The organism is Trichocoleus sp. FACHB-40 (genome assembly GCF_014695915.1).
GTDB lineage: Bacteria > Cyanobacteriota > Cyanobacteriia > Cyanobacteriales > FACHB-T130 > Funiculus > Funiculus sociatus.
In genome coordinates this window covers 203,418-228,916 of record NZ_JACJPF010000036.1, presented here as the reverse complement: position 1 = coordinate 228,916, position 25,499 = coordinate 203,418, and the positions used below count along the sequence as shown (strand labels likewise).

Sequence of the window (25,499 nt, the reverse complement as noted above, 5' to 3'; positions counted from 1 at the left end):
ACGGATGGTGCCGTAATGAACGAAGCACTTTGCATTCCGAGAAACGACAGGCTGCTCATACCTTGCCCTTGACTTAAACTGCGATTTTATTCTCTGACAGGGTAACTCGGCGTGAGACAATTGCTCATTCACTCCCTCCCAACTTTGACCGCATCGCTTGTCACACCTCAATCTGCTGCTGTAATTGTTGGATGCGATCGCCTTTTGCCTCATGAGTGCGATCGCTCATTCATTCCCTGCCAACTTTGACCGCATCGCTTGTCACACCTCAATCTGCTGCTGTAATTGTTGGATGCGATCGCTTTTTGCTTATGGAGTGCGATCGCTCATTCATTCCCTGCCAACTTTGACCGCATCGCTTGTCACGCCTCAATCTGCTGCTGTAATTGTTGGATGCGATCGCTTTTTGCTTATGGAGTGCGATCGCTCATTCATTCCCTGCCAACTTTGACCGCATCGCTTGTCACACCTAAATCTGCTGCTGTAATTGTTGGATGCGATCGCCTTTTGCTTATGGAGTGCGATCGCTCATTCATTCCCTCCCAACTTTTCCAGTAACGCTTGCCACGCCTCAATCTGCTGCTGTAATTGTTGGATGCGATCGCCTTTTGCTTATGGAGTGCGATCGCTCATTCATTCCCTCCCAACTTTGACCGCATCGCTTACCACGCCTCAATCTGCTGATGTAATTGCTGTTCGGGCGATCGCATGAAAGCCTCATGAGTGCGATCGCATCGCTTCTCACGTTTCAACCTTGTTTCTCATCCCAATTATTTGGATGGTTGCAAACAGTAAGAATGTGAGTGCTTAACGATGTAGAGTCAGCTGTCGCTGTTCTTGAGAAAGCCCCGTCACGATATCCTCTGCTGCAATTCCTGCTTTAATTAATGCTTCAGTCATTCCCTCCTCAAAATTATCATCCTCAATAACAACCTTGCCATCGAAGAGCCGAGCATGGAACAAGATTGTATTAAGCCAAACACTTTTCTCCCAACCTGTTGCAATAATTAGAAACTGCCCTGACTCAGTATCGCACACGGCACGAATTTGAATTGTCTGTAATCGGGGTTGTGCAGCTGATGCCTTCCGTAATACTTGTGTCAAAATTTCAGGATAGGTTAGTGAGCGATCCATTGGATAATGACCTCATCTATAGGCTCATAAATCAGTAGATTGATTTTATTCCGTCTAATGGCCATCTGAAAAATTGGTTTCTGAAAATGCTTTAAGTAGACAGACTGGCTCACAGCCAAAAAAAGCTGACGATCTGGTTCTTGTTCTTCTAAAGCCCACTGATAAAGCTGAAGCTGCCCCATCGTTTTTTCTAGTTCACTAATCACCGAAGGAGTATCAAAGTCTTTTACTTCAACTGCAATTTTACGGTTTTCTTTCTCTGCACTAAAAAACTTTTCGGCTCCAAGATCGGCTTTTAGCAATGTTCTCTCTAACAGCAAAACTAACGGAGCATCAGTAATTGTCCAACCATCCTTTTCTAGGGTACGACGCAGAGAAAAATGTAAATCATCTCGTCTAGACATTAGTATTAATCATTTTATTCAATTTTACGCATGAAAATACTTTGGTCAAATAGCTTTCTGATAGGTGGCCATTCCCACAAAAAGCAACTGACACTGATAACAACGCTTATCCTGCCACAAAGCCGTAATCTAAACCCTCTTCCCACACCTGGGACACAACGACCAACAACCTCAGCTGATGCTGCTCATACCTTGTCATCAGGAGAAGCGATCGCTCATTGATTCCCTCCCAACTTTGACCGCATTGCTTACCAGGCCTCAGTCTGCTGCTGTAATTGTTGGATGCGATCGCATGAAAGCCTCATGAGTGTGATCGCGCCTGACACGATAACCTCTCCAACCAGAAGATACAATAAAATCGACCATCGCCAGAAGTGAACGCGATGCCCCCACTACTTGACAAAACAACCGATCAACGCATTGTCCATCATGGAACTTGGGAACAGTTCAAGTTCATCCAGAAGGGCTTTGATGGTTCTCCTGGGATGCGGCTGTTTTACTATGACGGGACGATCGAGATTCTTATGCCAGGACAAGACCACGAAGCCTTTGCTCGCGTCATTTTTTACTTAGTGACTACCTTTCTGGTTGAACAGGGAATCTTCTTCAAGCCTACAGGAGCAATGACTCAGGAAAAAGAAGGCGTTGTCTCGGTTCAGGCGGATGAGTCATACTGCATTGGGAGTGTGAAGTCGATTCCCGATTTGTCGATTGAAGTGGTCTTTACCAGTGGAGGCATTAGCAAGTTAGAACGCTACAAAGCTTTGGGTGTATTAGAAGTTTGGTTTTGGGAAGATGGATCGCTCAAGCTGTATCACCTTCAAGATGGTAGTTATGAACCCATCGATCGCAGCCAGCTACCCGGACTCAATGACCTGGATCTTGATTTATTGAAACGCTGCATCTTGATGGCGGAGACTGACGCTGGAGAAGCGATTAGAGCGTTCCGTCGAGAGATTTAGGGCGATACAAAGTCAGGACTTTTAGCAGAGGCGCTTCTCATAACGATTCGAGAAACTACCACGACCTCCAATGAGAGGGCGACTAGGTATCAGGAAAGGAGAAGCGTGAAGCGATCGCTTTTTCACCGTCAATCCCTCCCAACTTTTCCAGTAACACTTGCCACGCCTCAATCTGCTGCTGTAACTGCTATTCGGGCGATCGCTTTTAGCTATCCTGTCGGGATGCGATTCCCGACAGGATAGTTACGCTTCATGCACCATTTTTTAAGGCTATGCGGAATTAAGCGATCGCAAAGTGAAGTAGCTTGATGTATCACTTAAGCCCTAAATTATTCCTCCTGTACTTCAAGAGTATCCGTTAATACAGGCAAGCCCCAGTCGAGTAAAGAAAGTTGCTGCATCGTTAAACAATCATGCTTTGTTGCCATGCCACCTAAAAAAGAAAACAATGGATGTGGATGTGCGAGTATTCCATTTTCATTAATCATCGTTTTGTTAGGTGTTGGTTATTGGGGCTTTAGGCATCTAGATAAACTAGATATCAGTAAATTTTTGCCTAATAATCAACAACCAACCGCTCCTATTTTGACTTCTGCGCCTAGCCAGGGCATACCTGTTGCCAATTCTCCCCTTCCGAAAGCGATTCCGACTGCGACACCAACCGCCAATCCTCCTCTTCCGAAAGCGATTCCGATTGCGACACCAACAACCAAGCCACAAGTTGCAGCATTACCCGTAACCCCCAAGAAATTACCATCACCTCAAAATTCTTGGGAGAAAAAGGAAATAAGAGGAATTTATTTGAGTCGGTATCAGGCGACTAATAATGCTAGCGAAAAAATGATTCGCGAACGAGTTCGTTATTATCGCGCTCAAGGAATAAATACCATTATTCATGGGGTGTGGGGGAATGGTTGCACGATGTACAACAGCAATGTCATGCAGCAAACATTCGGATACAAAAGCTGTCCTAACCAATTTCAAGAGCAATGGTTAGATTGGTTGATTGATGAGGCGCACAAGCAGGGAATGCAAGTTCACGCCTATTTTGAAAAGGGGATTAAAATTGATAAAAATAGCCCAATTTTTGATTTAGCAATTTCTAAACGATGGATTGTTCCTGGGGTCGATAAAACCTACGCTGGCATCGAGCATTATGTACTGGATGTGGAGATTCCAGAGGTTGCTAATTTATTCAGAACAATCTCAGTAGAGTTCGTCAAAAAGTATCCAACCATCGATGCAGTTCAGTGGGATGATTACCTAGGTTATCATGCTGAATTACCAGGCAAAGTTGATCGCACGGCGCATTTAACTAAGTTTGTGCGGCAAATGAGAGGTGACATAAAGAAAGCTAACCCAAGGGTTAGTTTCGACCTTTGCCATCATAATCCTTATTGGGGTAAACGTTATTTTGCAGCTGATTGGGAAAATTGGAATGTGGATCGAGCTTTCATTCAAATTTATAACGATGCGAATTTTACCCAAGAGCTAGATTATGCGGAAAATTATGCGGGAGTAGCTATTTCAGATAAGCAGTTGTCTCGTTTACAAGCATTGGTTAATAACCCCAAAATCAAGAGTATTTTAGTGTTTCCCTCCTCTGGAAAACCAGAAGAGACTGCTGCTCTTGTCAAGAAGTTAACTCCAACGAGTAAATAGGGTAAGAATATAATAGATTTGCTGAAATAAGTAGACAAGGGAGCCTGCGCTGGGAGAAATGCTTACAACTTTCAACAAGCTGTCATCACACACGCAGATAGGAGCGCGATCGCTACATGAGTTTTTCCCGCTTTGTTCATCTTTATCAAAGTGACGGCGCTGAGGTAGATTTTGGCCAATTTAACTGACTCAATGCCATCTCTAATATCTTGTAATGCTTTTTAACTGTATGATGCTAAAGCGGTACCATAACACCATAGCTGGTGTTGGTGAACCTACAGCAATTTCTGTATATGGTGGATTAATAAGGAATAGATTCTTAATCCGTAACCTTAATTAATCCTCTTTGCAGGGCATCAAACACGCGATTAATTTGCAAACGATCGGTTTCGTTGTAGCATTTTTTTGATAAAAATGCGGACATCAGTAACCGTTGGTCAGTGCGCGTAATCTGCCGAAAGGCGAAAATGCGCTCAACAATTTGTTCTACTGATACTTTAGGTAGAGAGCGTTGGGATATCATCATTCTAGGGGTAGATATTTTTGTATAAATTGAAACTCAGTATAATTTAAGTATGCAATATTTCTTTACAAATGTGGCAGATCGCAGTCCTAGAAAGGCTGTAATATTTTCCTGAAAAATCCGTGATTCCCATCATTGACAAATAACGCGGAGTTTGAATAAAGTCAGTAATTTCCCGGTAAAATAGCTTGGCGTTGCAGCAAGAAGGCAAAAACAATGGCTCAGGCTCGTATTGGGATTATAGGTGGCAGTGGTCTTTACAAAATGGAAGCGCTCAAGGATGTGGAAGAGGTGCAAATCTCTACACCTTTTGGCTTTCCCTCTGATGCGTTGATATTGGGAACTTTAGATGAAACGCGAGTGGCTTTCCTGGCCCGTCACGGTCGAAATCACACGCTTTTGCCGTCTGAGTTGCCATTTCGAGCCAATATCCACGCCATGAAGCAGCTAGGGGTCGAATATCTGATTTCTGCTTCCGCTGTTGGTTCCTTGAAGGAAGAAGCTAAACCTTTGGACATGGTAGTACCGGATCAATTTATTGACAGGACAAAAAATCGAGTTTCCACTTTTTTCGGGGAAGGAATTGTAGCGCACATTGCTTTTGCCGATCCGGTGTGTAATAAATTGGCTCTTGTTGTAGCGGATGCGATCGCATCCTTAAATTTACCAGATGTCACCCTCCATCGCGGCGGTACGTATGTCTGCATGGAAGGGCCAGCGTTTTCTACTAAAGCTGAATCCCATCTTTACCGTAGTTGGGGCGCGACAATTATTGGGATGACAAATTTACCGGAGGCGAAGTTAGCTAGAGAAGCTGAAATTGCCTATGCAACTTTAGCCTTAGTTACAGATTACGATTGTTGGCACCCAGATCACGATAGCGTAACCGTAGAAATGGTGATTGCTAATTTGCAACGCAATGCAGCGAATGCTCAAAAAGTAATTCAAGAAACTGTCCGCCGTCTGAGTGAAAATCCTCCAGTTTCTGATGCTCATTCTGCTTTGAAGTATGCAATTTTAACTCGCCTGGATAATGTTCCGGCGGAAACTAAGGAGAAGATGGAGTTGCTGTTGAAAAAGTATTTGTAAAGATGTAAGAGGGACTAAAGACACGGCTAGACAAAACTTAGCCCCCTGCGCGGGCTAAGAAAATAAAATAGTAAATGTAGGTTAGGTTTTGAACCCTTAAAATCTAACCTACATTTATTCTTAACTTCTATCTTCTCTTTGCATTCTTGGTGTCTTCCTGGTTCATAAAAAAAACCACAATTTCAAGAATGAAAAGCCAAGGACAGCTAAAGTCGCGACTAGACGAAACTTAGCCCGCCTGCTTGGACTAAGAAAATAAAATAGTGACTAGCCTAGAAGAACTTATTCACTGATCAACTTCTTAAATTGAGCATCGGAGCGAATCGCATCAAAAGCAGAGTCAGCTTTTGCCATTTCTTTATAATTAGGCTCAATATCAATTGCCCATTGTAGATTACCTATTGCTAAATTTACCCGGTATTGCACCGCATAACAACGAGAATTGTTATACCGAGCTTCAGAAAAGTTTGCTTCAATCTTAACAGCGGCGTTATAAGATTGATTCGCCTCTAGATAACGACCTTCAGAAAAATAAGCATTTCCTTGGATTAAATAATCATTGGCATTTAAAATTTGGTTAGCATTGGCATCCAATTCTTGAATTGGCACTGCTAAATCAGATTGAGCATCTAAAGTAAATTCCGAAAGGTAATTCTGCTCCTCAGAGTTTATGGTTTCAATTTGTGGCTCATAATAATGGTTGTACCTTAGTGTTTCAAATTCTTGAGATACAATAATTTTCTGTTCTTTAAGTTCTCCTAATACAGCTTGAGCTTCTGAAATTAGGTTGTTTAGTTGCAGAAGACTGTCATATTCTGCTTGGGTATTGTCAGTTAGATTTTTTAAGTTAGCAGTTACTTGTTCCTCTAGTTGGGTGGCAAATTTTTCTCGAATTTGCTCTAATTGATTTTGGGTTTCAGAAACTATTTGGTTAATAACACTGCGACGTAGGAAAAAAACGCCGACAGCTGCCACAATCGGAAACAAAGTTAATATAAATAGTAAAGTATTGAGTAAAGTTGTGGTGCGGCTAAAGGCGCGGTCAACTTCCGATTGTACGCGATCGCGTATTTCCAGCTCAAGCCGCAATCGTTCTACTTCCTGCTGTTCCTGAACCGATAGGGTTGTGGCAGCAGGCTGAGGTTGGGCAACGGCAGCAGCAGCAGATAGAAAAAGGCAGGAAAGCGCTAGGGCAACTTGCTTATTGATCTTCATGAGAATACTCTTAGCTTTAATCTAAGTATTCCCAGCCTGTGCCAAAACTATCAGGTACTAGGAAAATTCGTGCAATCCCCACCTATACAGTAATTAAAGATGCCTAATTAAAATGGAAGTTTAATTAGGCATCTTTAATTTGATTCAACCTACTTGATAAACAAAGCTGAGAGTTGCCCAGGCATTGACATCTAAAGCATAGCTGTCAGAGGATATACCAATATTTTCTCCAGACACAGACGCGATCGCGTTTTGCTTAAGTAACGCACTAGCTTGATGTAAATCTTGCAGCAAGGCCCGCGCCACGACTAGCGGGTTAAACAATTCGGACACTCCTTCGCGCTGGGAACGCCGCCCAGAGGACATGGCAGCAAGGGTTTGGGTAAAGGGTGCGCGACTGGCGAACAGATGAATTTCCGCAAGCCCTGCCGGGCCTGCGATCGCCCATTCCAACGATTGAGGTTGTGGCACCGTCAGAGTTGCCCCTGCCGGAATAAAAACATCTTGTAGGGCAGCGGTTGCTGCTGCCGTCGGGTTGCTTTCCAGGGACTCTGGAGTGGATGACGGGGGATAATAGGCGATGCCAGAGCCGCTGCTATCGATGCCGAGTAGTATGAAATAAATCGGGCGATCGCTATAGTTTTGAATTCGGTACTGGACGCGGCTACCAATTGGTAAAGTGGGGATGCCTGCAAGGGCGGAAAGTTTTGAATTTTGGGTATTGATTGAATCAAGATTAGTTTCCTGCGTCCTCCGCAAAGTTTCTCGTTGCAGCAGCACCTGTTCTGTAGGAGAAACCATTTCCAACGTCGCCGCAATTGGGAGACGAGAAGACCCTTCATTTGCCGTCAAACGCCATAACTTAGCCGCCAGAAGCGTTTTCAGTTTCGGGGTTAAACGATTAACAGCTATTTTTACCGCTTCAGTCGGTTCTCCAGCTGTGTTGAAAATCAGATCCCGGCCGGGAGAAAATAGTGCATAGCTACCCGCCGAGTCGGTAGTCTCCACTTTGCCAAACAAATAATCTGCGGGTTGTTCGCCTGCTGTGACAACCGATGAGACAGAACTAACATTGGCAAAGGCACTGGTTGCATCTACGCGCTCAATTCGTTCTAGTTTGGCATCTAGAGCCACAGTCAAGCCGATATTTCGGGGCAATACGCGGATGGATTCTTGTACCAGTTGCCCGACTTGCAAATTAGATGTTTCTGACCCAGAAACAACTCGCGCCTTGGCAGTCAAACCCTCCTTAAAACGAATTTGCACTTGTACAGGTTGTTCCTTGTTCGCAGTTGATAGTTGATTGCTGTTAACCACGAACAGAGAATTTACTCCGTAATATTCCCAAATGGGTGCTGGTAATCCTGCCAGCCACAAGTGTAAGAATTTGCCGCCTTCTTCTACGGCCGTAATCACACCATCCGCACCAATACCGATTTCAGGCGTCAAATTATAGGCAAGCGCATATTGCTCGTTACTTTTTTGGCCCATTAGCTGGGGCTGTTGCTCTTTACCTACCAGTTGTTCGACAACTCCAGCAGCCCGATTGAAGCTAACCTGAACCGTCGTGGGTGAGGTTGCTTGCCAGAGATGTTGAGTTAGGGCGTAGGTGAATAATCCGGCGCTAAAACCGCCCCAACGCGCCTCAGTTGCTGGCTGATTAGGGCCAGCTGCCGCCAGAACAATTCCAGGCATTTCGCCGGATAGCAGCTTGTTGAGTGCTTCTGGCGAAAACTTGAGACGCGATCGCAATTCTTCTTGAAAAGCTAGTTCCTCGTCGCTGGCTTGCTGCGCTAACACCGTTTCCGGGCAAGTGCGAATCCGCAGGTTGCCTTGGAGGACGGTATCGCCGTCACTGTAACTGGTATCGAGTACAGTTGTCACTTGGTCAGTGGCAAGCGATCGCAACAGCAAAAACAGCGTCTCTTCCAACAAATCATTCCCTACTGTTCCTTTGGTTGACAAAACGCCATCCACTGGCACTAAGGAATTTTGGATTCTAGATTTGGGATTTTGGATTAAAGAATCATCTTCATCTTTCATCCTTCCCACGCGGCTACCGTAGCCGCTGAAGTGAAACAGCACCACATCACCTGATGAAGCTTGAGCTGTCAAATGCTCAAGGAAAGCAGTTTCAATATTTCCCCGCGTTGCCTGAGCATCCGTCAGCGTCAAAATATCGCTGGGGTGAAAGCCAAACCTGTGAATCAAAAGTTCCCGTTGCAGTTCCACATCTGTCACGCAACCGAAAAGAGACGCTACTTTCGTCTCCGTGGTATGGGGGTACTGGTTAATTCCTACAAGTAGCGCCAACTTTCGCCCATTCGGTTGTGCCAGCGCTTGATAATAGCGATCCAGCAGAGGCACCGCTAGGCTTTGATCCCCCAGTAGAAGAGATAGCGCCGTTTCACTTACGCCCAGCGCCAAAAGCGCCATTCCCGCTCGTTGCAGAAAACTCCGCCGCTTCAATCCCATATCAGCTATTAGCTATGAGCCATCAGCTATAGCCTATCAGGGTCTAGGGAATACAGATAATTGCAAATTGAAGATTTCAAATTTAAGCAGCCTCCAATCTCCAATCTCAAATCTCAAATTTTAAACTTGCAATCTCATATTTTTTTGCTTCCTCTGGAACCTGCATCGCCCTTGCCAATTCTGCTGCAACTTCTGGGCGCGAAAACTCTGGTGGTGGCAATTCACCGCGCCGCAACATTTCTCGTACCTTCGTCCCCGACAGGTGAATGCGTTCACCGGGAGCGCTGGGGCTTGTCTTCGTCGTCGCCATAGTCTGAGTGCGCGTACAGTAGAAGGCGTGTTCAAACTTCATCGGCGTGATGCCCAACTCACCCGGTTCAAACTCATCAAAAATGTGCTGAGCATCGTAAGTTCCGTAGTAATCGCCGACACCCGCATGGTCGCGTCCAACGATGAAGTGAGTACAGCCGTAATTTTTGCGAATTAGGGCATGGAAAATCGCCTCTCTGGGGCCAGCGTAGCGCATCGCAGATGGATTAATTGCCAAAATTACCCGGTCTAGAGGATAGTAGTGTTCCAGAATAATCTCGTAGCAGCGCATCCGAATCTCTGCTGAGATGTCATCGTCTTTAGTGACTCCCACCAAGGGATGCAAAAACAAGCCATCTACAGTTTCTAAAGCACACTTCTGGATATATTCGTGCGCCCTGTGGATGGGGTTGCGAGTCTGGAAGCCGACAATCGTTTTCCAGCCCTTTTCCTTGAACATGGCGCGAGACTGGACGGGATCTATTTGGTAATTTGGGAATAAAGGATGAGGAGCGCGTTGCAACAGCCAAACTGATCCTGCAAGATGAATTTCTCCTTGCTTGTAAACAACCTTAACGCCTGGGTGCTTTTCATCATCGGTGCGATAAACATTGACCCCCTCGCGGGTTTTGTCATAGCGATATTTCTGCGTTAGTTCCAGAACGCCGACAAAGCGCCCAGTCGGGTCGTCCAGACGCACCAAACCGCCTTCTTTGAGATTTGCGGCTACCGACTCGTCCACCGAAAGCGTGACGGGAATTGACCACGGGAGACCATTGGCAAGGCGCATTTCCATCACTACGCGATCGTAGTCGGCTTGTTCCATAAAGCCAGTTAGTGGGCTAAATCCCCCAATGGCAATCAGTTCTAAATCCGATGTCGCCCTTTCGTCTAGTTGCACTCTGGGCAAATAGTCGGCTTTATCGAGAAATTCTTGTTTTTGTTCCGGTGTAGCGATGCGATTAATTAGCTGACCGCCGTGAGGTGCTAGGCTCATATCGAATTGTAAATTTAGCTGCCAAATTATCCTACCAAGATATAGAGCCGGGAGATAAGAAACCTAGCCCCCCTCCCCTTCCCTAGTAGGGAAGGGGGAGCCGGAGTTTCTTCCAGCTACAAATATTTTTCTTGTTCCCTCTCCTTTTAGGAGAGGTTCTTCAAGTTTGCACTGAAAATTTCTCTGGATCGATTCCCCAATTCACCCAACGAATCGCCTCACGCGCTGACTTAACATCAGGAGGTACTCGCAAAGCATGAATAAATCCAGTGCTGGGACAAGTCATTTTTAATAAATAAATTGGCTCTACATCGACATCATTATCTATTTTTAATAGAGTGTATTCCTGCCAAAAGTCTAATTCAGTCGCTTGCAACTCTTGGCAAATTCGACTGTAACCAATTCCTTGGATTAAAACTCGCCTCAATTCGGCGTTATCCTCTTCTAAAAGCCATTGTGCGTGCCATTGATTCGGGTGCAGTACACCGTACTTTTCAGGTAATTCCACACCGTGGTAAGCATAGACACTGAAACCATCAGCAAATTGAATTGCTGGTGTGCCTTCTGCGTGTAGGCGTTGCTCGTTGTCAAAGGAGAGGACGCGAGGGCGATCGCACACATAGCAAACTTCTTCAAATGGAAAAATCCAACCACAATTTTTGATTAGCTGCTGAAGAACTTGCCATCTGTCTTGATGACAACTACACCCTAGAACTGAAATGAAATAGTCTAGTCTACCTATATTACTATAAAAATTCTCAGAACCCTTAGGAACATAATTGTTATAAAAAATCGATTCTTCTTTTTCAAGTAAATTTATTGTTTTATGATTTACCGCTTCAACAATATGCGATTCTATTGTTATTAATGACCAAAAATTTGGGCTGGTTTCCCTTAATAAATTATGCCTTATTTCATTAGCTAAGTTTATCGATATTGGTTTTATTAATTTACTTTCTAATAAGTCTATTATTTCAATATATTCATGAAGGTATGTATTCAATAATATATGTTTCCAAGCTAGATAAGGACTATCAAAAAAAAGAATCTTAGGCTCTTCTAAATCAATTGCGTTGTAGGCGGCTTTTACTACTGCCGTAGCTTTTTGACAGTTAATTGGTTCAGTAGAGAAGATAATTCGCTTCCACTTTTCCCAATAAACCGGAATCAAAGCTTCTTGTTCAGGCGTGAGTTGTTCAATTTTCTGTGACATCATGGTAGGCAGATAATAAAACCCCTAAAATTTTATTGGCATTCCCTATGAAGTATTCAGTCAAGTCAATAGAAACTACTTGCCCTTCTAATTTCAAAAATTTCCAAATAGTTCCGGTTGTTACAGTTCCATAAAGGGTTATAATTTCATTCCCCTCTCGTTCATTAAACAACTGTGCTGCTATCATTTCAGCTACGCATTGCCCCAATCCAGCCTTAATATTTTCATTTTTCGCTTCTACAATAGTAAGGACTGGAGCGCTAATAAAAAGCTGTTCTGAGGAACGGCTAACTAGAAAATCACAGATCCCATTTAATCCTCTTGCCGTATCTACATTAAAATCCACACCTGAAAATAAACTAACTTGATAATTTAAGCGTCTCCTAACTTCAATCAGGATAGGGGCTATAATCATTTCAGAACGAGCTTTCTCAGTATTAATAGCAGTAGCTAAAGGAAGATTCTCTTTAAGTGTAAAAGCTAAATGTTCGCTACATTCTACCGGAGGAACAGCCGCAAATAAATCTACTGTTTCGTTAATCGTTAAACTAAATAGTTTTTTAAGTTCGCTTAGGGTGAAGTCACTATAAGCCATAGTTATAAAAAAAGAGGCAAAAGACTTTACTTTTGCCTCTATCTTATACCTTATTACCGTTTACTCAAACCTTTCGATAATTCCGCCGCCGAGTACGATATCTCCATCGTACAAAACCGCAGCTTGTCCAGGGGTAATTCCGAACTGAGGTTCATCGAAAACAAGCTTAATGCGCGAATCTTCTAGGGGGATTACGCTGACTGGTTCAGCCTTGGAACGATAGCGGACTTGCACTTCGGCACGGATTGGACTGGTTGGTTCTGGGATAGAAACCCAGTTTAACCGCGCTGCGGTGCATTCAGGCTTGTGAGTGCTAGCGCGATCGCCTACAATAACCCGATTCCGCACCGCATCCAACGCCACCACATACAACGGTTCCGCCGCCGCAATTCCCAGACCCTTACGCTGTCCAATCGTGTAGTGATGGATACCTGTATGCTGTCCCAACACCTTGCCCGACTGGTCAACAATATCGCCTTCTTTCTGGGGAATGAACTTATCCAGAAACGCTTGCATGGAACCGTTGGCTTCCACCAAACACAAATCCATACTTTCCGGCTTATCAGCAGTCGTCAAGTTAAATTCTGCGGCAATTCGTCGGGTTTCTGTCTTCAGCATTTCTCCCAGCGGAAACATTGTTCCAGAGAGCAAATCTTGTGTCAAATCATACAAAAAGTACGACTGATCCTTAGACGAATCTACAGCCCGACGCAGCTGGTAAAGTCCAGTTTCCGCATCATAACTGATCCGCGCATAATGACCCGTAGCAATGCGGTCAATTCGCAACTCTTCACGGGCATAGCGCAGCATTGGGCCAAATTTTACCGCTTTGTTGCACTGAGAACATGGCAACGGCGTGATACCCGATTCGTATCCCGCAACTAAGTAATCGACAATATTTGTCTGGAAAACATCCCGACTATCAACAATGTGATGAGGAACGCCCAACTGTTCGCAAATTGAAGCCGCATCGACCATCCCTTCAGAGCAGCATTGACCTTTACCCTTCATTAGCCAAAGGGTAAGGCCAACAACTTCGTAGCCCTGATGGTGCAGGGTTGCGGCTGCGACGGAACTATCAACTCCTCCGGAGAGACCAACGACGACTTTGTTCATGGAACGAAAATTTGAATGACTGAATTATCAGTTTTTTCTCTAGAGTAACATTTTGGTTGTTAGTCATTAGTTATTAGCAAAGGATTACTGACACAGGTGTCCCGCCGGTGCTACAGAACAATGACTAATTGTGGTAAATTTACTACAAATTTTGCCGCCACAATTTCTGAAAGATGATCAGGAGGGCTGATTGGAAATGAGTAGCGATCACCATAATCTAGAAACCAGTCGCGAGAGAAAAAGTAAACCTTCTTTCCTCCTACGCCTCCTAGCTTGCCTCTTTTGGGGTGGATGTTGGTTCGTGGCATCTACGCCAGCTTCGGCAAGACCCCTCCCTAGACCACCGGATGTGATTCCTGGCTTACCGCCATCGCCAAATGTTGAGCCAGCAGCTCCTCAAGATCGTTTACCATCACTCTCACCAAATCCTGCTGGTAGACGTGAATTTGACTTTCAAGCACCACCGCCAAGGACGCGCAACAGAAATAGAGATGAGAATTTCTTAAGAGAAGGTAGAACTTCTCAGCTATATGGGGTTTACATCAACGGCGATAGTCCCCTGCTGTTAGCGCAAGTCCGCAGGATAGAACCGGAAGCTTTTGTGCGGCAAGGCGGGGGCATGATCCAAGCGGGAGTATTTTCTGATGAATCTAATGCCCAGCAGCGTGTTCAAGCTTTGGAAGAATGGGGCATTATGGCGCAAGTTGATACTTATTCTGGTGATGATGTCGATTCTCGTCCTGTAGAAAGAGGTAACGAAATTGATGGCGTAGCCTATTTCGTGGTTGTTCCGGGAAGTAAGGAATATTTACCCGATATTGCCGCCCAAATGATTCGGTTGGGCTTCCCAGAGAATGCTGTTGCTCAAAGAAAGTCACCGCGAGGGCCGCACGTTGCAATTGGCCCTTTTGCAGAACAATCAGAAGCAGAGCGTTGGACTAGCTTTCTGCGTTCTAATGGTATGGATGCGCGGGTTTATTTTGGAAGATAAATAAATAGGGACTGGGGATTGGGGACTGGGAAAATTATCTTACCAATTACCAATTACTTCGTGACTAATAGCTGAAAGGAAACTCACCTTGGTACAGGCGAAAAAACGGCAAGAACAAATTGAGCAAATTGTGGTGGCTGCCCAACAAATGCGCGAAATTGAAGGGCGCATATTTGCGGCGGGAATGCCTGTGGCGGCTTTGATGGAAAAGGTGGCAAAGTTAATTGCATCTCGAATTCAAGGACTTTATCCTTCCACCAAAACGCGGCGTGTTGGCGTGTTGGTGGGGCCAGGCCACAATGGGGGCGATGCGTTGGTGGTTGCCCGCGAGTTGCACTTTCAGGGTTATGAGGTTGTTGTTTATCGTCCGATTTCTAAGTTAAAGGAATTGACTTCGCAACACGCCCAGTATGCGGATAGTTTGGGCATTCTTTGTTATGAGCAAATTGAGCAATTGCAAGACTGCGATTTAATAATTGATGGTTTGTTTGGGTTTGGGTTGGAAAGAGCGTTAGAAGGCCCCATTGCTTCTGCTATTAATCAGTTAAATGAGTGGTCGAAACTTGTAATTAGTATTGATTTGCCTTCGGGTTTGCATACGGATACTGGCGAGGTTTTGGGTACAGCGGTTCGTGCGACTCGCACGTTTTGCTTGGGTTTGTGGAAACTTGCTTTTTTGCAGGATCAGGCGTTGGAATATGTTGGGACTGCTGAACTGATAGATTTTGATATTCCACTTGCTGATATCTGGGGAGTTTTGGGAGCACCGAAATTGAAGCGCGTGACAAAAACTGCTGCGATCGCTTATCTTCCCATACCCCGCCCCCCAGTGACTCACAAGTATAAACAAGGACATCTGCTGCTGATTTGCGGTTCTCACAAGTATGGTGGAGGCGCAATTCTATCCGGTTTGGGAGCGAGAGCTAGTGGTGTTGGGATGCTTTCAATTGCGGTGCCGGAATACCTGAAACCGTTACTGTTGGCACAGTTGCCGGAAGCGCTGATTATTGGTTGTCCGGAGACAGAAACGGGCGCGATCGCATCCTTACCAGATATCGAACTTGCTTCATTTAGCGCGATCGCGTGTGGCCCCGGTGTAACAAAAGATGCCACGTCAGTAGTTGAAAAAGTGTTAGCAACCGATCGCCCTCTGGTTCTCGATGCCGATGGTTTGAATATCCTGGCTGAATTGGGAACCATCCCAACATTATCTAAGCGTCAAGCTACAACGGTTTTAACGCCTCATGGCGGTGAGTTTAAGCGTCTGTTCCCCGATTTAGGCGATCCGACGAAAGACCGAGTGCAGGTGGTGCGCGAGGCATCTAAACTCAGTGGTGCTACGATCCTCTTGAAGGGGGCGAGGACTGCAATCGCTAATCCTTCTGGTTCAGTATCGATTGTGCCGAAAAGCACACCAGCATTAGCCCGTGGTGGTAGCGGGGATGTTTTAACTGGGTTAATGGGTGGACTTGTGGCAGCGGCATCCTCAAAGGCGTTGCCTCTAGAAGAGGTGGTGCAAAGTGCGGCTTGGTGGCACGCTCAAGCGGGAATTTTGGCTTCCCAGGAGCGAACTGAGTTGGGAGTCGATGCGTATACTTTGACACAGTATTTGATGGCAGTAGTGCGTGAAGGAGTTGAATAAGCGATCGCTTTCTCCTCAATCTTCTCCTAACGTCAGTAAATCTGCTTTTCTATCTACTACTAACCGCCGATTTCCTAGCCACTGCAAACCTATCAAAACCTCGGTAATTTCTTCAGCGCCTAAGACGGGAATAGTAACTTCTTGACCCTCCATAACAACAGTTCCTCGATAAAGATTAAACGTTGCTTCTCCCCTTGCTGTCTGCATTTGCTCTTTCTTGACAAATGGCCATCCCAAACTCTCCACATCTTGGAGATCCATTACCAACCAGTCAGTAAATCCAGTGTCTAGCAACGCATTAACTGTAACTAATAAACCATCATCGGCGATTAAGTCAATCTCAAAAAATAGCTCACCTTTGTCGCCAAAATAGCCTTGGATCATATTCTGCCGCAAGTTCCAGTTTCATTCAAACGCATTGCCATCAGCACTGCTGTAGGGTGCTTCTGCTTGGCTTTTTGAAAACTGAGTTCTTCATCGGGGTCAATGAAATAGTCTCCGCTTTCTGGCTCAATATGTATGAACCAGTCGTAATGATCCGCGATTAATTCCGGGTAAACTCGGTTAAAAATCTCTCGACACCGCTTGCCAAATGCTTCATTCTCAGCCTCGCGTCTAGCTATCTCTTCTGGAGAAAGTAGTGCGCGGTCGGGGAAAATTCGGCTGCCGCGTGGCACTCGCCTATGGGTTTTCTGGCTCATTATTACAATTAGGTTAGTGGTGTAAACTTTAATATTATATCTTGAGGTAATGTAGCGCGATCGCGTAAATTGTATTATTTAAAATTGACATATTTATGAAAGCGATCGCATTTTAAAATAACTGAAAGCGAGTAGTAATAAAAAAGTGGTTATTATCGTAATGGGTGTTTCTGGCAGCGGCAAATCAACCGTCGCTGAATTGTTGGCAAAAGAACTGAACTGGGATTTCAGCGATGCTGACTCCTTCCACTCGCCAACTAATATTGAAAAGATGAGCCAAGGCGTTCCCCTCACCGATACCGACAGAATGCCTTGGCTGCAAACAATGCAACAAGCCATCGACCAATGGCTACAAGAAGATAAAAACGTAGTTCTAGCGTGTTCTGCCCTGAAAGAATCCTATCGTCAAGCACTGTGGCGAGACCCCGAACAAATGGAGCTAGTCTACCTAAAGGGAAGCTTTGAAGCGATCGCGCAGCGGCTAGGGTCACGCCAAAACCACTTTATGACCAAAAAGCTCTTGCAAAGCCAGTTTGACACCCTAGAGGAGCCACAAAAAGGCATCACAGTAGATGTTTCTGGGTCGCCAGACGCAATTGTGCAGCAAATTCAGAGGCATCTTGAACTTTAGATTCCTCATCCAAAATCCGAAATCTAAAATCTCAACCCTACACCGCCCTGCACCGAGACAGCGGTTCCGCCACCGTCGCGGTAGGCATCAAAAGCAATAATCGCGTTGCCAAAAAGCACTGTATTGCTATTAGGAATAACGTAATCAATCCCAGGCTGTAAAGCAAAACTGGTTTTATCTCCTACAGGTGAAGGTGTTCTATTTCCACTGCCAAAAGCAACACCCGCCCCCAAGTAAGCATCAGTTTGCCAATTAAGCGGGACATCATAAGAAATCGTTGACACAACCGCAGGACTAGCACCAATCAAAGCTTGCGCTCTTAGAGAAATAGGAGCTTGCAGCAGTTTATAGCGTACAGCAATCACCCCTCCCGCTTGGCGACCTTCTCCGAAATCGTTTTCATTAATCCCCACCGTAGCACCAACACCTACGTAACTTCCGTATGCTGCCTGAGCTGATACTGGCTTGCCAAAGCTAATGCCTACTCTACCAGAAGCCGAATCAGCTACGGGAACTAAAAAGTAAAAACTTAAAACTAGCAAATAAAAAAGGCTTTTTTTTACCTTCTTCCTTTTACCTTCTACAGCGGCTTCTAATTCCAAAAGCAAACCCATAAAATGCCCCATTTCCCCACTCCTCAACGCCTATGAAGCATAAAGCTCCATATTTTTGTCGATTTTATTCTAATTTATCTTGAATTTCCAAGCGTAAGCTGTTGTTGACAACAAGAAACACAAAACCCCGTTCAATTTCTCTGAACAGGGTTTTGTCTCTCGATTAGTTTCTTATGCCGAAAAGTTACTCTCCAACTGGCACAATTACCTTATCAATCACATGGATAACGCCGTTGGTGGCTTGAATGTCAGGTTGGACAACTTTGGCGTTATTCACCATCACGCCATCAGTTCCTTTCTTCACCTTCACCGAACTGCCTTCTACAGTAGCAACGGAACCAGAACTCAACTGAGTGGATGTCACTTTACCCGGAAGGACGTGGTAAGTCAATATTTTAGTTAATAAAGCTTTATTCTCTGGCTTTAGCAACTCTTCCACAGTACCGGGAGGTAAAGCAGCAAAGGCTGCATCTGTTGGCGCAAAAACTGTGAAGGGGCCAGCTTGTGATAGGGTGTCAGTCAAACCTGCGGCTTTTAGGGCAGCAGTGAGAACCTTGAATGAACCATTTTGAGAAGCTACAGAAACTACGTTACCGTTCTGAGATGTTGCTCCTTCTTTAGGAGATGGTGCCGCATTTGTATCCCTCGGAGCCTTGCGATCGCTACTGTTGCTAGGCTGGCTGATATTAGTTGGGGTTTGGGGTTTGGGCTTCTCCTGGGCAATGGCTGGCAAACCCATTAGCACACTAGCACTTACAGCTGCTACTAGGCTAGCCAGCGGTTGAATCAAATTTTTACGATTCTGATTATTCATTGCTGAAGATTTTCCTGAAAGCTAGGAGTCTACTGACTTAAACTAACTTCACTTTTTGTTGCACTTCTTTACATCTGTCTTTAGGATGAGCTTCCCGCTGCTGTCCCTACAGTTGAAGCAACCCAAAATAGGAGAAATTTGGGGATCTGAAGTTGAAAAAAGGTGTGACTGATAAAGGTTATAAGCCTTAAAAACCTTCGGATAAACTCGCTCTTAATCTAGCTGTTGCCAAGTTGATAATATTCCTTTAGATATACTCCAGAAGAAAGCCTAAAGTTAGGCTTGCGGGTAAAGTTAGCTGAAATAGGAAATATTTCATACTTGGGACTCTAGACTTTTTCTTTTTGATTTCACCTCTAGCAATCCCTAATTTGGAGCGATTAAACAGCGATCGCTACCTTTTCCATCTGAGGAAGTAGGACGATTGTCATCTCATCAGCAACCGTCCTACAGGTTGACACCTTCCTTGTCAGCCAAAATTTCATCAACTTAAGATAGCAAGCTGTAAAAACTATTTTTTACAGCCAAAAATATGAATTTATACTTTAAAATTCTATGCCTTTTGGTTATAACCTCTGATAGAGGGTACCAAGATACCGCAGTTGATATTCTGAGAATAACAAAAGAAAAAAATAAAACATTATTAACGACGGAGTTGAAAAATGGGAATTATTGCTTGGATTGTTTTAGGTTTAATTGCTGGCGCTATTGCTAAAGCCATCTATCCCGGTCATCAAGGCGGCGGTATTTTCGCAACAATGGGTTTAGGTATTTTGGGCGCGTTAGTTGGTGGCTATTTAGGAAGTATGTTCTTCGGTACATCGGGAGGCGCAGCCTATGGAGCGCTAACTATTCCTAGCATTGCCTTTGCAGTCTTGGGCGCACTGGTTCTACTATTTCTGTGGGGTCTACTTACCCGTCAGAGTGCTTAATAATAAACTTTTTGAAACGTTAATAACCACGGAGTTGAAAAATGGGAATTATTGCTTGGATTGTTTTAGGTTTAATTGCTGGCGCTATTGCTAAAGCCATCTATCCCGGTCATCAAGGCGGCGGTATTTTCGCAACAATGGGTTTAGGTATTTTGGGCGCGTTAGTTGGTGGCTATTTAGGAAGTATGTTCTTCGGTACGTCGGGAGGCGCAGCCTATGGAGCGCTAACTATTCCTAGCATCGCCTTTGCAGTCTTGGGCGCACTGGTTCTACTATTTCTGTGGGGTCTACTTACCCGTCAGAGTGCTTAATAAAAACTTTGTTTTGTTACATATAATAAAAGTCCCCTAGCTTGAAGCTAGGGGACTTTTATTATATTCGTTAAAATTGTAATATAAACCGCTATATTTACAAAAACAATAATTTAGATATAAAAATAATGGGATAAAATAGAATTGTGGGATTTAAAATACTTTATTAAAACATTATTTAGTAATAGTATCGGCAAGCAAAGTAAAATTAAGAATTAAAAGAATTGCAGCTTGGCGTTCTGATTTTAAGCGAAAAAAGGACAACTGCGGTAGGCTAAAAGCGTTAAATTGACCAAAGACGCGATCGCGTCTCTCGGTTCTGAAAAACTTGCAGGAAAGACAAAATGCTGGAATTATACCAATTTGAACTATCCCACTACTCCGAAAAAGTAAGGCTGATATTGGATTACAAAGGGCTACCCTACCGCAAAATAGAAGTAACACCCGGAGTGGGACAAGTGGAACTGTTCCGGATGTCTGGTCAAAGACAAGTACCAGTGCTGAAAGATGGAAATACGGTAATAGCTGATTCTACAGCGATCGCTATGTACCTCGACCGACAATATCCAGACCGACCCCTAATTCCAGTTGACCCCAAACAAAAAGGCTTATGCTTGGCTTTAGAAGACTGGGCAGATGAATCAATTGGTCTGAAAAGTCGTAAAGTATTGTTTGGTGCAATTACCCAAAATCAGAATTTCCGCACCTCGATTTTACCCAGCAACACGCCCGATGTGGTCAAAACTCTCGTCGGTGCAGTACCGAGTGAAGTGCTGAATATCCTCGGCTTAGGTGTCGGCTACGGCCCAGAGGCCGTACAATCAGCAACAACTGACCTCAGACAAAACCTGGAAGCCATCAACCTGATCCTAACGGAAAGTCCTTACCTGGTCGGCGACTACCCAACACTGGCAGATTTTGCTGTCGCGGGACTGAGTATGCTAATCAAATTCCCCGAAGGGCCTTATCTCGACCTTCCCGAAACCCTCAAAGGTAAAGGAATCCCCGGATTTGCGGAAAATGTCGCCTACGAAACATTTTTCAACTGGCGCGATCGCTTATATGCAGATTATCGCAAACCCTTAAGCGCCAACACCACCGCAGGTGCAACCGGATCGACACCGACAGCGATTGAAATTGATTAGAAGATCCTAGGATAGCGATCGCTATTATCTAAGAAACAGGGTGAGCATTGCTCACCCTACTAATTGTTTTGATCATTTTTTTCCCACCTAGTTAGCATAGTTAGCGTAGCAACGAAACCTAACTACAATTATTTTTAACTAATAGCTATAGCAATCCTATTTTAGTTGTGAGGTGCCAACCCTTCAGATTCCCGACTTCTCTTACGAAGTCGGGGATCTCGCCTTCACAAATGATTTAGGACTGCTATAGTTACCTAAAAGTACGATAAACTTTGGAAGCCTAAGCAACAGCATTTATGCCAGATCGAACTATGATGGACAAGCCATTAGGATCGGTAGTTCAAGGTTCCCTCAGTCAGGGACTAGAAGTAAAACTGCATCCCGATGTTTCTGTTGAGGATATGCGGGTAGGCAAATTCTTAGTTGTCAGAGGCGTTCGTTCAGACTTCTTCTGTATGCTTACGGACGTTTCTTTGGGAACTTCTAGTCAGCGAATTGTCGCCGATCCTCCCAGTGCCGATGACACCTTTTTGCAAGCAGTCTTGGCAGGAAGTGGCACCTATGGCACCATCAATTTAACACCAATGTTGATGCTGACCAGAGATGCAAGTGAATCTGGCGGAACTTACGTGGTAGCTGACACAAATCCCAAGAAAGTAAGCGCGATCGCATCATTTCAAGCGCAAACTAGCGGCGACATGGAGTTGCTGCCAGTTAAAACAGTTCCCAGCCACTTTAGTCAAGTTTATGATGCCACTGAACGCGATTTTCGCGCCGTCTTTGGTTGGGAAGACGACCCCCACCGTCGCAACTTCGCCATCGGTCAACCACTGGATATGGAAGTACCAGTTTGTATAGATTTAGACCGATTTGTAGAACGTAGCAACGGTGTTTTTGGTAAATCTGGCACAGGCAAATCTTTTCTCACCCGCCTACTATTATCTGGCATCATCCGCAGGCAAGCAGCGGTAAATTTAATTTTTGATATGCACTCGGAATATGGCTGGGAAGCAGTCCGCGAAGGCAAACAATTCAGCACTGTAAAAGGTTTGCGCCAGCTATTTCCCGGACAGGTAGAAATGTACACCCTCGACCCCCAATCTACCAAGCGGCGAGGAGTACGCGACGCGCAGGAACTTTACCTCAGCTACGACCAAATAGAAGTTCAAGATATCTTTCTGGTGCGGAACGAGTTAGGTCTTTCCGAAGCTGCTTTAGACAACGCCAACATTCTAAACGCCGAGTTTGGCAACTCTTGGATTGTCCAATTGTTGAATATGACCAACGAGGAAATCCAGATGTTCTGCGAGGAAAGGAAGGGCCATAAAGGTTCGATTATGTCCTTGCAGCGCAAACTGATGCGCTTAGAAAATTTAAAATATCTCAGAACAGCTTGTCCTCACAACTACGTAAATCAAATTTTGCAATCTCTCGATGCTGGTAAGCACGTAGTTATTGAATTTGGTTCCCAGTCGGATATGCTTTCTTATATGTTAGTGACGAATATGATTACTCGTCGCATTCACGCAGCTTATGTCCGCAAAGCTGAAACATTTTTGCAGACAAAAAATACAAGCGATCGCCCGCAGCAGTTAGTAATTACTATTGAAGAAGCACACCGCTTTCTTGACCCAGCGATCGTCCAAAGTACCATCTTTGGCACCATCGCCCGCGAAATGCGAAAATACTTTGTCACTCTGTTAGTGGTAGACCAGCGTCCCTCTGGGATTGATAATGAGGTGATGTCTCAGATTGGCACCCGCATCACCGCTTTGCTGAATGATGAAAAAGACATCGATGCCATTTTCACAGGTGTCTCTGGCGGTGCGAGTCTGCGTTCCGTTCTCGCCAAACTGGATTCCAAGCAACAAGCTTTAATTTTAGGTCACGCTGTCCCCATGCCAGTAGTAGTAAGGACTCGTCCTTATGATGAAACCTTCTACAGAGAAATCGGTGATACTTGCTGGGAAGAAATGTCTGATGAGGACGTGTTCGCCGCCGCCGAAGCAGCTAAAGCTGATATTGGATTTTAGCCAGTTCTCAGGGAAGATTCCTAACCTGGTGACTACGGACTTCTTCCCAAAATCAGTTCGGTTATCCCACAAGAACACCTGTATCAGTTTCAGGGTTTTCCGGTCATCATTATATATATGAGATAGATCCTTCTAGACCCCGCCTCACTCCAGCGTCAAAAAAATTGGTGGTGGCGGCAACTTTAACCCTATCGGATGAACCTTTCACCCTCAAGCGTCGTCTAACATTAGTGATATTATAGAAATGTAAGACAAACTCATACCGACTTTGACTTTAGCCTTGATTAGATATCAGGAGTGGCTAATAAGTGGTTGATACCAGCTTGAGAGGTATCCCCAGCGGAAGTATTTGACGAATGGTTCCTTATGTGTTACGGTAGCCTATTCAAATGGGTAGGCTATCTTTACAACTTTCGCAGGATGTGTCTGGCAGATTGACCTAGCTATTCTCATCTTAACAGCTGGCAATCTCCTATTTAGTTTAACCCCTGCTACAGATTTGTTGCTTGTTTACGGAGTCACCACTCACTCATGCCAATTGCCAACACCCAAAAAAAGACGACTAAACAACCCATGTTTACAGCTGATATGGTTCGCACATATCTGCATGAGATTGGGCGCGTACCCCTGCTGACCCACGAGCAAGAAATTGTCTATGGTAAGCAGGTACAGCAAATGATGGCGTTGCTTGAAGCTAAAGACGCTTTGGCAGAAACATTGCAGCGCGAACCAACTCATCAAGAGTGGGCAGATCATGTGCAGCTGAGTGAAGCTGAATTAGATAGAGTAATAAAGCTGGGAACAAGAGCCAAGCGCAAGATGATCGAAGCCAACTTGCGTCTAGTGGTAGCGATCGCCAAGAAATACCAGAAGCGTAACATGGAATTTCTGGATTTAATTCAGGAAGGCACGTTAGGCTTAGAGCGGGGCGTAGAGAAATTTGACCCGATGCGCGGTTACAAATTCTCCACCTACGCTTACTGGTGGATTCGCCAAGCGATTACTCGTGCGATCGCTCAACAAGCCAGAGCTATTCGCTTACCCATCCATATTACCGAGAAGCTGAACAAAATTAAGCGAGTACAACGGGAACTGGCTCAAAAGCTGGGTCGCAGCGCTACGCCCGGTGAAATTGCCGAAGCGTTGGAATTAGAACCCGCTTTGATCCGCGAGTACCTGAATATCGCCCGTCAACCAATTTCTCTAGATGTGCGCGTCGGTGATAACCAAGATACCGAACTGCAAGACCTTCTAGAAGATGACGGCCCCACTCCTGACCATTACATGACCCAGGAATCTCTGCGGCAAGACCTGGATGATCTCTTAGCAGAACTGACACCGCAGCAACGAGAAGTCTTAACCCTCCGCTTTGGCTTAAACGATGGCAACGAGCTGTCTCTAGCGAAAGTCGGCGAGAGACTGAACCTCAGCCGTGAACGGGTACGCCAACTCGAACACCAAGCCCTCGCACATCTGCGCCGTCGTCAAGCAAATGTCCGCGAATACATCGCCGCTAGCTAACTGTGGGAGCGGGATTAACCAATGATTCCCGGTTCTGGCAGTTATATCCAATAAACCCGCCCCTACTAAGTTTTAGGAGCGGGTTTATTACTTATTTGGCTTTTTTGCCCCTATCTGGTTAAATATCTCCTCCCCTCTGTCCTTCAGCATTCAGTAGGTGGGGATTGCCCGCACTCTTACTTTTGTAAAGTTTCCTAAAGTCTTTGCGTAATTCAGGCTGGTGCCGATGAAGTCAACGATCAGTTAAGAGACAAGCCCACGCTGACGCATTGAGGAAAGCTAATGGAACGGCTCAATCAAGGGAGTACAAATCAGTCTTCTAGACTTCAGGGGCAATCTCCTGTAGAAAAAATTGTCCTCAATACGTCGCTTGACTTAACAAAAACTCCTATCGGGTGAGAAGTCTTTCACCCATTTGAGTGAAGCATTCAACCTCAATTATTAGCTATTTTTTAATTAGGGTCTTGAGT

29 protein-coding genes are annotated in these 25,499 nt (G+C 44.9%); 15 read left to right on the top strand and 14 right to left on the bottom strand.

Features of this window, described 5'->3' with window-relative positions:
• The first annotated feature begins 184 nt into the window (after positions 1–184).
• Both H6F63_RS05645 and H6F63_RS05640 read left to right on the top strand, forming a co-directional pair.
• Positions 185–451, top strand: a complete 267-nt coding sequence (locus H6F63_RS05645; protein ID WP_190635571.1) for a hypothetical protein — start codon at positions 185–187, stop codon at positions 449–451.
• A gap of 43 nt (positions 452–494) precedes the next feature.
• Entirely contained in the window at positions 495–653 is a 159-nt protein-coding gene (locus tag H6F63_RS05640; protein ID WP_190635569.1) for a hypothetical protein, read from the top strand.
• A 154-nt stretch (positions 654–807) separates the two neighbouring features.
• On the opposite strand, the gene H6F63_RS05635 is transcribed toward H6F63_RS05640, so the two are convergent.
• Positions 808–1,134 (bottom strand): element excision factor XisI family protein, encoded by a 327-nt coding sequence (locus H6F63_RS05635; RefSeq protein WP_190635567.1) that lies wholly within the window; start codon positions 1,132–1,134, stop codon positions 808–810.
• Positions 1,119–1,538: an element excision factor XisH family protein gene (locus H6F63_RS05630; RefSeq protein WP_190635564.1), complete on the bottom strand. Its 420-nt coding sequence runs from the start codon at positions 1,536–1,538 to the stop codon at positions 1,119–1,121. The genes H6F63_RS05635 and H6F63_RS05630 overlap by 16 nt, the downstream gene beginning before the upstream one ends.
• 178 nt (positions 1,539–1,716) lie before the next feature.
• Here H6F63_RS05630 and H6F63_RS30390 point away from each other — a divergent pair, with 178 nt between their 5' ends.
• From H6F63_RS30390 to H6F63_RS05620, 3 genes are all read left to right on the top strand, one after another.
• Positions 1,717–1,845: a hypothetical protein gene (locus H6F63_RS30390; protein ID WP_277876350.1), complete on the top strand. Its 129-nt coding sequence runs from the start codon at positions 1,717–1,719 to the stop codon at positions 1,843–1,845.
• Between the two features lie 76 nt (positions 1,846–1,921).
• A complete protein-coding gene (locus H6F63_RS05625) occupies positions 1,922–2,500 on the top strand; it encodes a Uma2 family endonuclease (protein ID WP_190635562.1) in 579 nt (192 codons plus the stop codon).
• 105 nt (positions 2,501–2,605) lie between these two features.
• Positions 2,606–2,743 (top strand): hypothetical protein, encoded by a 138-nt coding sequence (locus H6F63_RS05620; RefSeq protein ID WP_190459897.1) that lies wholly within the window; start codon positions 2,606–2,608, stop codon positions 2,741–2,743.
• Between the two features lie 86 nt (positions 2,744–2,829).
• Here H6F63_RS05620 and H6F63_RS05615 read toward each other — a convergent pair whose 3' ends face one another.
• On the bottom strand, positions 2,830–2,988 hold the full coding sequence (locus tag H6F63_RS05615) for a hypothetical protein (protein WP_190420666.1): 159 nt from the start codon (positions 2,986–2,988) through the stop codon (positions 2,830–2,832).
• Here H6F63_RS05615 and H6F63_RS05610 point away from each other — a divergent pair.
• A complete protein-coding gene (locus H6F63_RS05610; protein ID WP_190635560.1) occupies positions 2,927–4,162 on the top strand; it encodes a family 10 glycosylhydrolase in 1,236 nt (411 codons plus the stop codon). The two genes, H6F63_RS05615 and H6F63_RS05610, sit on opposite strands and share 62 nt — an antisense overlap.
• Positions 4,163–4,481: 319 nt before the next feature.
• On the opposite strand, the gene H6F63_RS05605 is transcribed toward H6F63_RS05610, so the two are convergent.
• A complete protein-coding gene (locus H6F63_RS05605; protein ID WP_190443783.1) occupies positions 4,482–4,688 on the bottom strand; it encodes a hypothetical protein in 207 nt (68 codons plus the stop codon).
• Between the two features lie 213 nt (positions 4,689–4,901).
• On the opposite strand from H6F63_RS05605, the gene H6F63_RS05600 reads away from it, so the two are divergent.
• Positions 4,902–5,774, top strand: a complete 873-nt coding sequence (locus H6F63_RS05600; RefSeq protein ID WP_190420385.1) for an S-methyl-5'-thioadenosine phosphorylase — start codon at positions 4,902–4,904, stop codon at positions 5,772–5,774.
• A gap of 282 nt (positions 5,775–6,056) precedes the next feature.
• On the opposite strand, the gene H6F63_RS05595 is transcribed toward H6F63_RS05600, so the two are convergent.
• From H6F63_RS05595 to mnmA, 6 genes are all read right to left on the bottom strand, one after another.
• Positions 6,057–6,989 carry a hypothetical protein gene (locus tag H6F63_RS05595; protein WP_190635558.1) on the bottom strand — a complete coding sequence of 311 codons (933 nt, stop codon included), beginning with the start codon at positions 6,987–6,989 and terminating at the stop codon, positions 6,057–6,059.
• 144 nt (positions 6,990–7,133) lie between these two features.
• The gene (locus H6F63_RS05590) at positions 7,134–9,464 is read right to left on the bottom strand and encodes a caspase family protein (RefSeq protein ID WP_199297713.1); all 2,331 of its coding nucleotides are present in this window, start codon (positions 9,462–9,464) and stop codon (positions 7,134–7,136) included.
• 106 nt (positions 9,465–9,570) lie between these two features.
• Positions 9,571–10,770 (bottom strand): sulfate adenylyltransferase, encoded by a 1,200-nt coding sequence (sat, locus tag H6F63_RS05585; protein WP_190635556.1) that lies wholly within the window; start codon positions 10,768–10,770, stop codon positions 9,571–9,573.
• A 160-nt stretch (positions 10,771–10,930) separates the two neighbouring features.
• Positions 10,931–11,986: a DUF6745 domain-containing protein gene (locus tag H6F63_RS05580; protein ID WP_190635554.1), complete on the bottom strand. Its 1,056-nt coding sequence runs from the start codon at positions 11,984–11,986 to the stop codon at positions 10,931–10,933.
• Entirely contained in the window at positions 11,967–12,578 is a 612-nt protein-coding gene (locus H6F63_RS05575) for a hypothetical protein (protein WP_190635552.1), read from the bottom strand. The genes H6F63_RS05580 and H6F63_RS05575 overlap by 20 nt, the downstream gene beginning before the upstream one ends.
• Positions 12,579–12,638: 60 nt before the next feature.
• On the bottom strand, positions 12,639–13,694 hold the full coding sequence (mnmA, locus tag H6F63_RS05570) for a tRNA 2-thiouridine(34) synthase MnmA (RefSeq protein ID WP_190635550.1): 1,056 nt from the start codon (positions 13,692–13,694) through the stop codon (positions 12,639–12,641).
• Positions 13,695–13,890: 196 nt separating this feature from the next.
• On the opposite strand from mnmA, the gene H6F63_RS05565 reads away from it, so the two are divergent.
• Together H6F63_RS05565 and H6F63_RS05560 are read left to right on the top strand one after the other, a co-directional pair.
• Positions 13,891–14,685 carry a hypothetical protein gene (locus H6F63_RS05565; protein WP_190635548.1) on the top strand — a complete coding sequence of 265 codons (795 nt, stop codon included), beginning with the start codon at positions 13,891–13,893 and terminating at the stop codon, positions 14,683–14,685.
• 88 nt (positions 14,686–14,773) lie between these two features.
• Positions 14,774–16,327, top strand: a complete 1,554-nt coding sequence (locus tag H6F63_RS05560) for an NAD(P)H-hydrate dehydratase (RefSeq protein WP_277876349.1) — start codon at positions 14,774–14,776, stop codon at positions 16,325–16,327.
• A 15-nt stretch (positions 16,328–16,342) separates the two neighbouring features.
• Here the strand turns inward: H6F63_RS05560 and H6F63_RS05555 are convergent, their stop codons facing one another.
• Together H6F63_RS05555 and H6F63_RS05550 are read right to left on the bottom strand one after the other, a co-directional pair.
• Complete coding sequence (locus H6F63_RS05555; protein ID WP_190635546.1) at positions 16,343–16,711, bottom strand: aspartyl protease; 369 nt, start codon at positions 16,709–16,711, stop codon at positions 16,343–16,345.
• A complete protein-coding gene (locus H6F63_RS05550) occupies positions 16,708–17,028 on the bottom strand; it encodes a hypothetical protein (protein ID WP_190635544.1) in 321 nt (106 codons plus the stop codon). The genes H6F63_RS05555 and H6F63_RS05550 overlap by 4 nt, the downstream gene beginning before the upstream one ends.
• A gap of 145 nt (positions 17,029–17,173) precedes the next feature.
• Here H6F63_RS05550 and H6F63_RS05545 point away from each other — a divergent pair, with 145 nt between their 5' ends.
• Positions 17,174–17,659, top strand: a complete 486-nt coding sequence (locus tag H6F63_RS05545; protein ID WP_190635542.1) for a gluconokinase, GntK/IdnK-type — start codon at positions 17,174–17,176, stop codon at positions 17,657–17,659.
• Positions 17,660–17,682: 23 nt separating this feature from the next.
• On the opposite strand, the gene H6F63_RS05540 is transcribed toward H6F63_RS05545, so the two are convergent.
• Both H6F63_RS05540 and H6F63_RS05535 read right to left on the bottom strand, forming a co-directional pair.
• The gene (locus H6F63_RS05540; protein WP_199297711.1) at positions 17,683–18,285 is read right to left on the bottom strand and encodes a hypothetical protein; all 603 of its coding nucleotides are present in this window, start codon (positions 18,283–18,285) and stop codon (positions 17,683–17,685) included.
• 172 nt (positions 18,286–18,457) lie between these two features.
• Positions 18,458–19,087, bottom strand: a complete 630-nt coding sequence (locus tag H6F63_RS05535) for a fasciclin domain-containing protein (protein ID WP_190635540.1) — start codon at positions 19,085–19,087, stop codon at positions 18,458–18,460.
• Positions 19,088–19,749: 662 nt separating this feature from the next.
• On the opposite strand from H6F63_RS05535, the gene H6F63_RS05530 reads away from it, so the two are divergent.
• The 5 genes from H6F63_RS05530 (at position 19,750) to H6F63_RS05510 (ending at position 25,029) form a co-directional block, all read left to right on the top strand.
• Complete coding sequence (locus H6F63_RS05530) at positions 19,750–20,019, top strand: GlsB/YeaQ/YmgE family stress response membrane protein (RefSeq protein WP_190420405.1); 270 nt, start codon at positions 19,750–19,752, stop codon at positions 20,017–20,019.
• A gap of 41 nt (positions 20,020–20,060) precedes the next feature.
• Positions 20,061–20,330, top strand: a complete 270-nt coding sequence (locus tag H6F63_RS05525) for a GlsB/YeaQ/YmgE family stress response membrane protein (RefSeq protein ID WP_190420405.1) — start codon at positions 20,061–20,063, stop codon at positions 20,328–20,330.
• 344 nt (positions 20,331–20,674) lie between these two features.
• On the top strand, positions 20,675–21,475 hold the full coding sequence (locus tag H6F63_RS05520; RefSeq protein WP_190635538.1) for a glutathione S-transferase family protein: 801 nt from the start codon (positions 20,675–20,677) through the stop codon (positions 21,473–21,475).
• A gap of 314 nt (positions 21,476–21,789) precedes the next feature.
• On the top strand, positions 21,790–23,508 hold the full coding sequence (locus tag H6F63_RS05515) for a DUF87 domain-containing protein (protein WP_190443395.1): 1,719 nt from the start codon (positions 21,790–21,792) through the stop codon (positions 23,506–23,508).
• Between the two features lie 531 nt (positions 23,509–24,039).
• Positions 24,040–25,029, top strand: coding sequence for an RNA polymerase sigma factor, RpoD/SigA family (locus H6F63_RS05510; RefSeq protein ID WP_190635537.1), 990 nt, complete (start codon positions 24,040–24,042; stop codon positions 25,027–25,029).
• The last annotated feature ends 470 nt before the right edge of the window (positions 25,030–25,499 follow it).

What these genes read in the sequence shown, in the direction of transcription:
- H6F63_RS05640 (WP_190635569.1), top strand. Translation starts at nt 495, where the DNA reads ATGCGATCGCCTTTTGCTTATGGAGTGCGATCGCTCATTCATTCCCTC.
- H6F63_RS05635 (WP_190635567.1), bottom strand. Translation starts at nt 1,134, where the DNA reads ATGGATCGCTCACTAACCTATCCTGAAATTTTGACACAAGTATTACGG.
- H6F63_RS05630 (WP_190635564.1), bottom strand. Translation starts at nt 1,538, where the DNA reads ATGTCTAGACGAGATGATTTACATTTTTCTCTGCGTCGTACCCTAGAA.
- H6F63_RS30390 (WP_277876350.1), top strand. Translation starts at nt 1,717, where the DNA reads ATGCTGCTCATACCTTGTCATCAGGAGAAGCGATCGCTCATTGATTCC.
- H6F63_RS05625 (WP_190635562.1), top strand. Translation starts at nt 1,922, where the DNA reads ATGCCCCCACTACTTGACAAAACAACCGATCAACGCATTGTCCATCAT.
- H6F63_RS05610 (WP_190635560.1), top strand. Translation starts at nt 2,927, where the DNA reads ATGCCACCTAAAAAAGAAAACAATGGATGTGGATGTGCGAGTATTCCA.
- H6F63_RS05615 (WP_190420666.1), bottom strand. Translation starts at nt 2,988, where the DNA reads ATGATTAATGAAAATGGAATACTCGCACATCCACATCCATTGTTTTCT.
- H6F63_RS05605 (WP_190443783.1), bottom strand. Translation starts at nt 4,688, where the DNA reads ATGATGATATCCCAACGCTCTCTACCTAAAGTATCAGTAGAACAAATT.
- H6F63_RS05600 (WP_190420385.1), top strand. Translation starts at nt 4,902, where the DNA reads ATGGCTCAGGCTCGTATTGGGATTATAGGTGGCAGTGGTCTTTACAAA.
- H6F63_RS05595 (WP_190635558.1), bottom strand. Translation starts at nt 6,989, where the DNA reads ATGAAGATCAATAAGCAAGTTGCCCTAGCGCTTTCCTGCCTTTTTCTA.
- H6F63_RS05590 (WP_199297713.1), bottom strand. Translation starts at nt 9,464, where the DNA reads ATGGGATTGAAGCGGCGGAGTTTTCTGCAACGAGCGGGAATGGCGCTT.
- sat (WP_190635556.1), bottom strand. Translation starts at nt 10,770, where the DNA reads ATGAGCCTAGCACCTCACGGCGGTCAGCTAATTAATCGCATCGCTACA.
- H6F63_RS05580 (WP_190635554.1), bottom strand. Translation starts at nt 11,986, where the DNA reads ATGATGTCACAGAAAATTGAACAACTCACGCCTGAACAAGAAGCTTTG.
- H6F63_RS05575 (WP_190635552.1), bottom strand. Translation starts at nt 12,578, where the DNA reads ATGGCTTATAGTGACTTCACCCTAAGCGAACTTAAAAAACTATTTAGT.
- mnmA (WP_190635550.1), bottom strand. Translation starts at nt 13,694, where the DNA reads ATGAACAAAGTCGTCGTTGGTCTCTCCGGAGGAGTTGATAGTTCCGTC.
- H6F63_RS05565 (WP_190635548.1), top strand. Translation starts at nt 13,891, where the DNA reads ATGAGTAGCGATCACCATAATCTAGAAACCAGTCGCGAGAGAAAAAGT.
- H6F63_RS05555 (WP_190635546.1), bottom strand. Translation starts at nt 16,711, where the DNA reads ATGATCCAAGGCTATTTTGGCGACAAAGGTGAGCTATTTTTTGAGATT.
- H6F63_RS05550 (WP_190635544.1), bottom strand. Translation starts at nt 17,028, where the DNA reads ATGAGCCAGAAAACCCATAGGCGAGTGCCACGCGGCAGCCGAATTTTC.
- H6F63_RS05540 (WP_199297711.1), bottom strand. Translation starts at nt 18,285, where the DNA reads ATGGGGCATTTTATGGGTTTGCTTTTGGAATTAGAAGCCGCTGTAGAA.
- H6F63_RS05535 (WP_190635540.1), bottom strand. Translation starts at nt 19,087, where the DNA reads ATGAATAATCAGAATCGTAAAAATTTGATTCAACCGCTGGCTAGCCTA.
- H6F63_RS05530 (WP_190420405.1), top strand. Translation starts at nt 19,750, where the DNA reads ATGGGAATTATTGCTTGGATTGTTTTAGGTTTAATTGCTGGCGCTATT.
- H6F63_RS05525 (WP_190420405.1), top strand. Translation starts at nt 20,061, where the DNA reads ATGGGAATTATTGCTTGGATTGTTTTAGGTTTAATTGCTGGCGCTATT.
- H6F63_RS05520 (WP_190635538.1), top strand. Translation starts at nt 20,675, where the DNA reads ATGCTGGAATTATACCAATTTGAACTATCCCACTACTCCGAAAAAGTA.
- H6F63_RS05515 (WP_190443395.1), top strand. Translation starts at nt 21,790, where the DNA reads ATGGACAAGCCATTAGGATCGGTAGTTCAAGGTTCCCTCAGTCAGGGA.
- H6F63_RS05510 (WP_190635537.1), top strand. Translation starts at nt 24,040, where the DNA reads ATGCCAATTGCCAACACCCAAAAAAAGACGACTAAACAACCCATGTTT.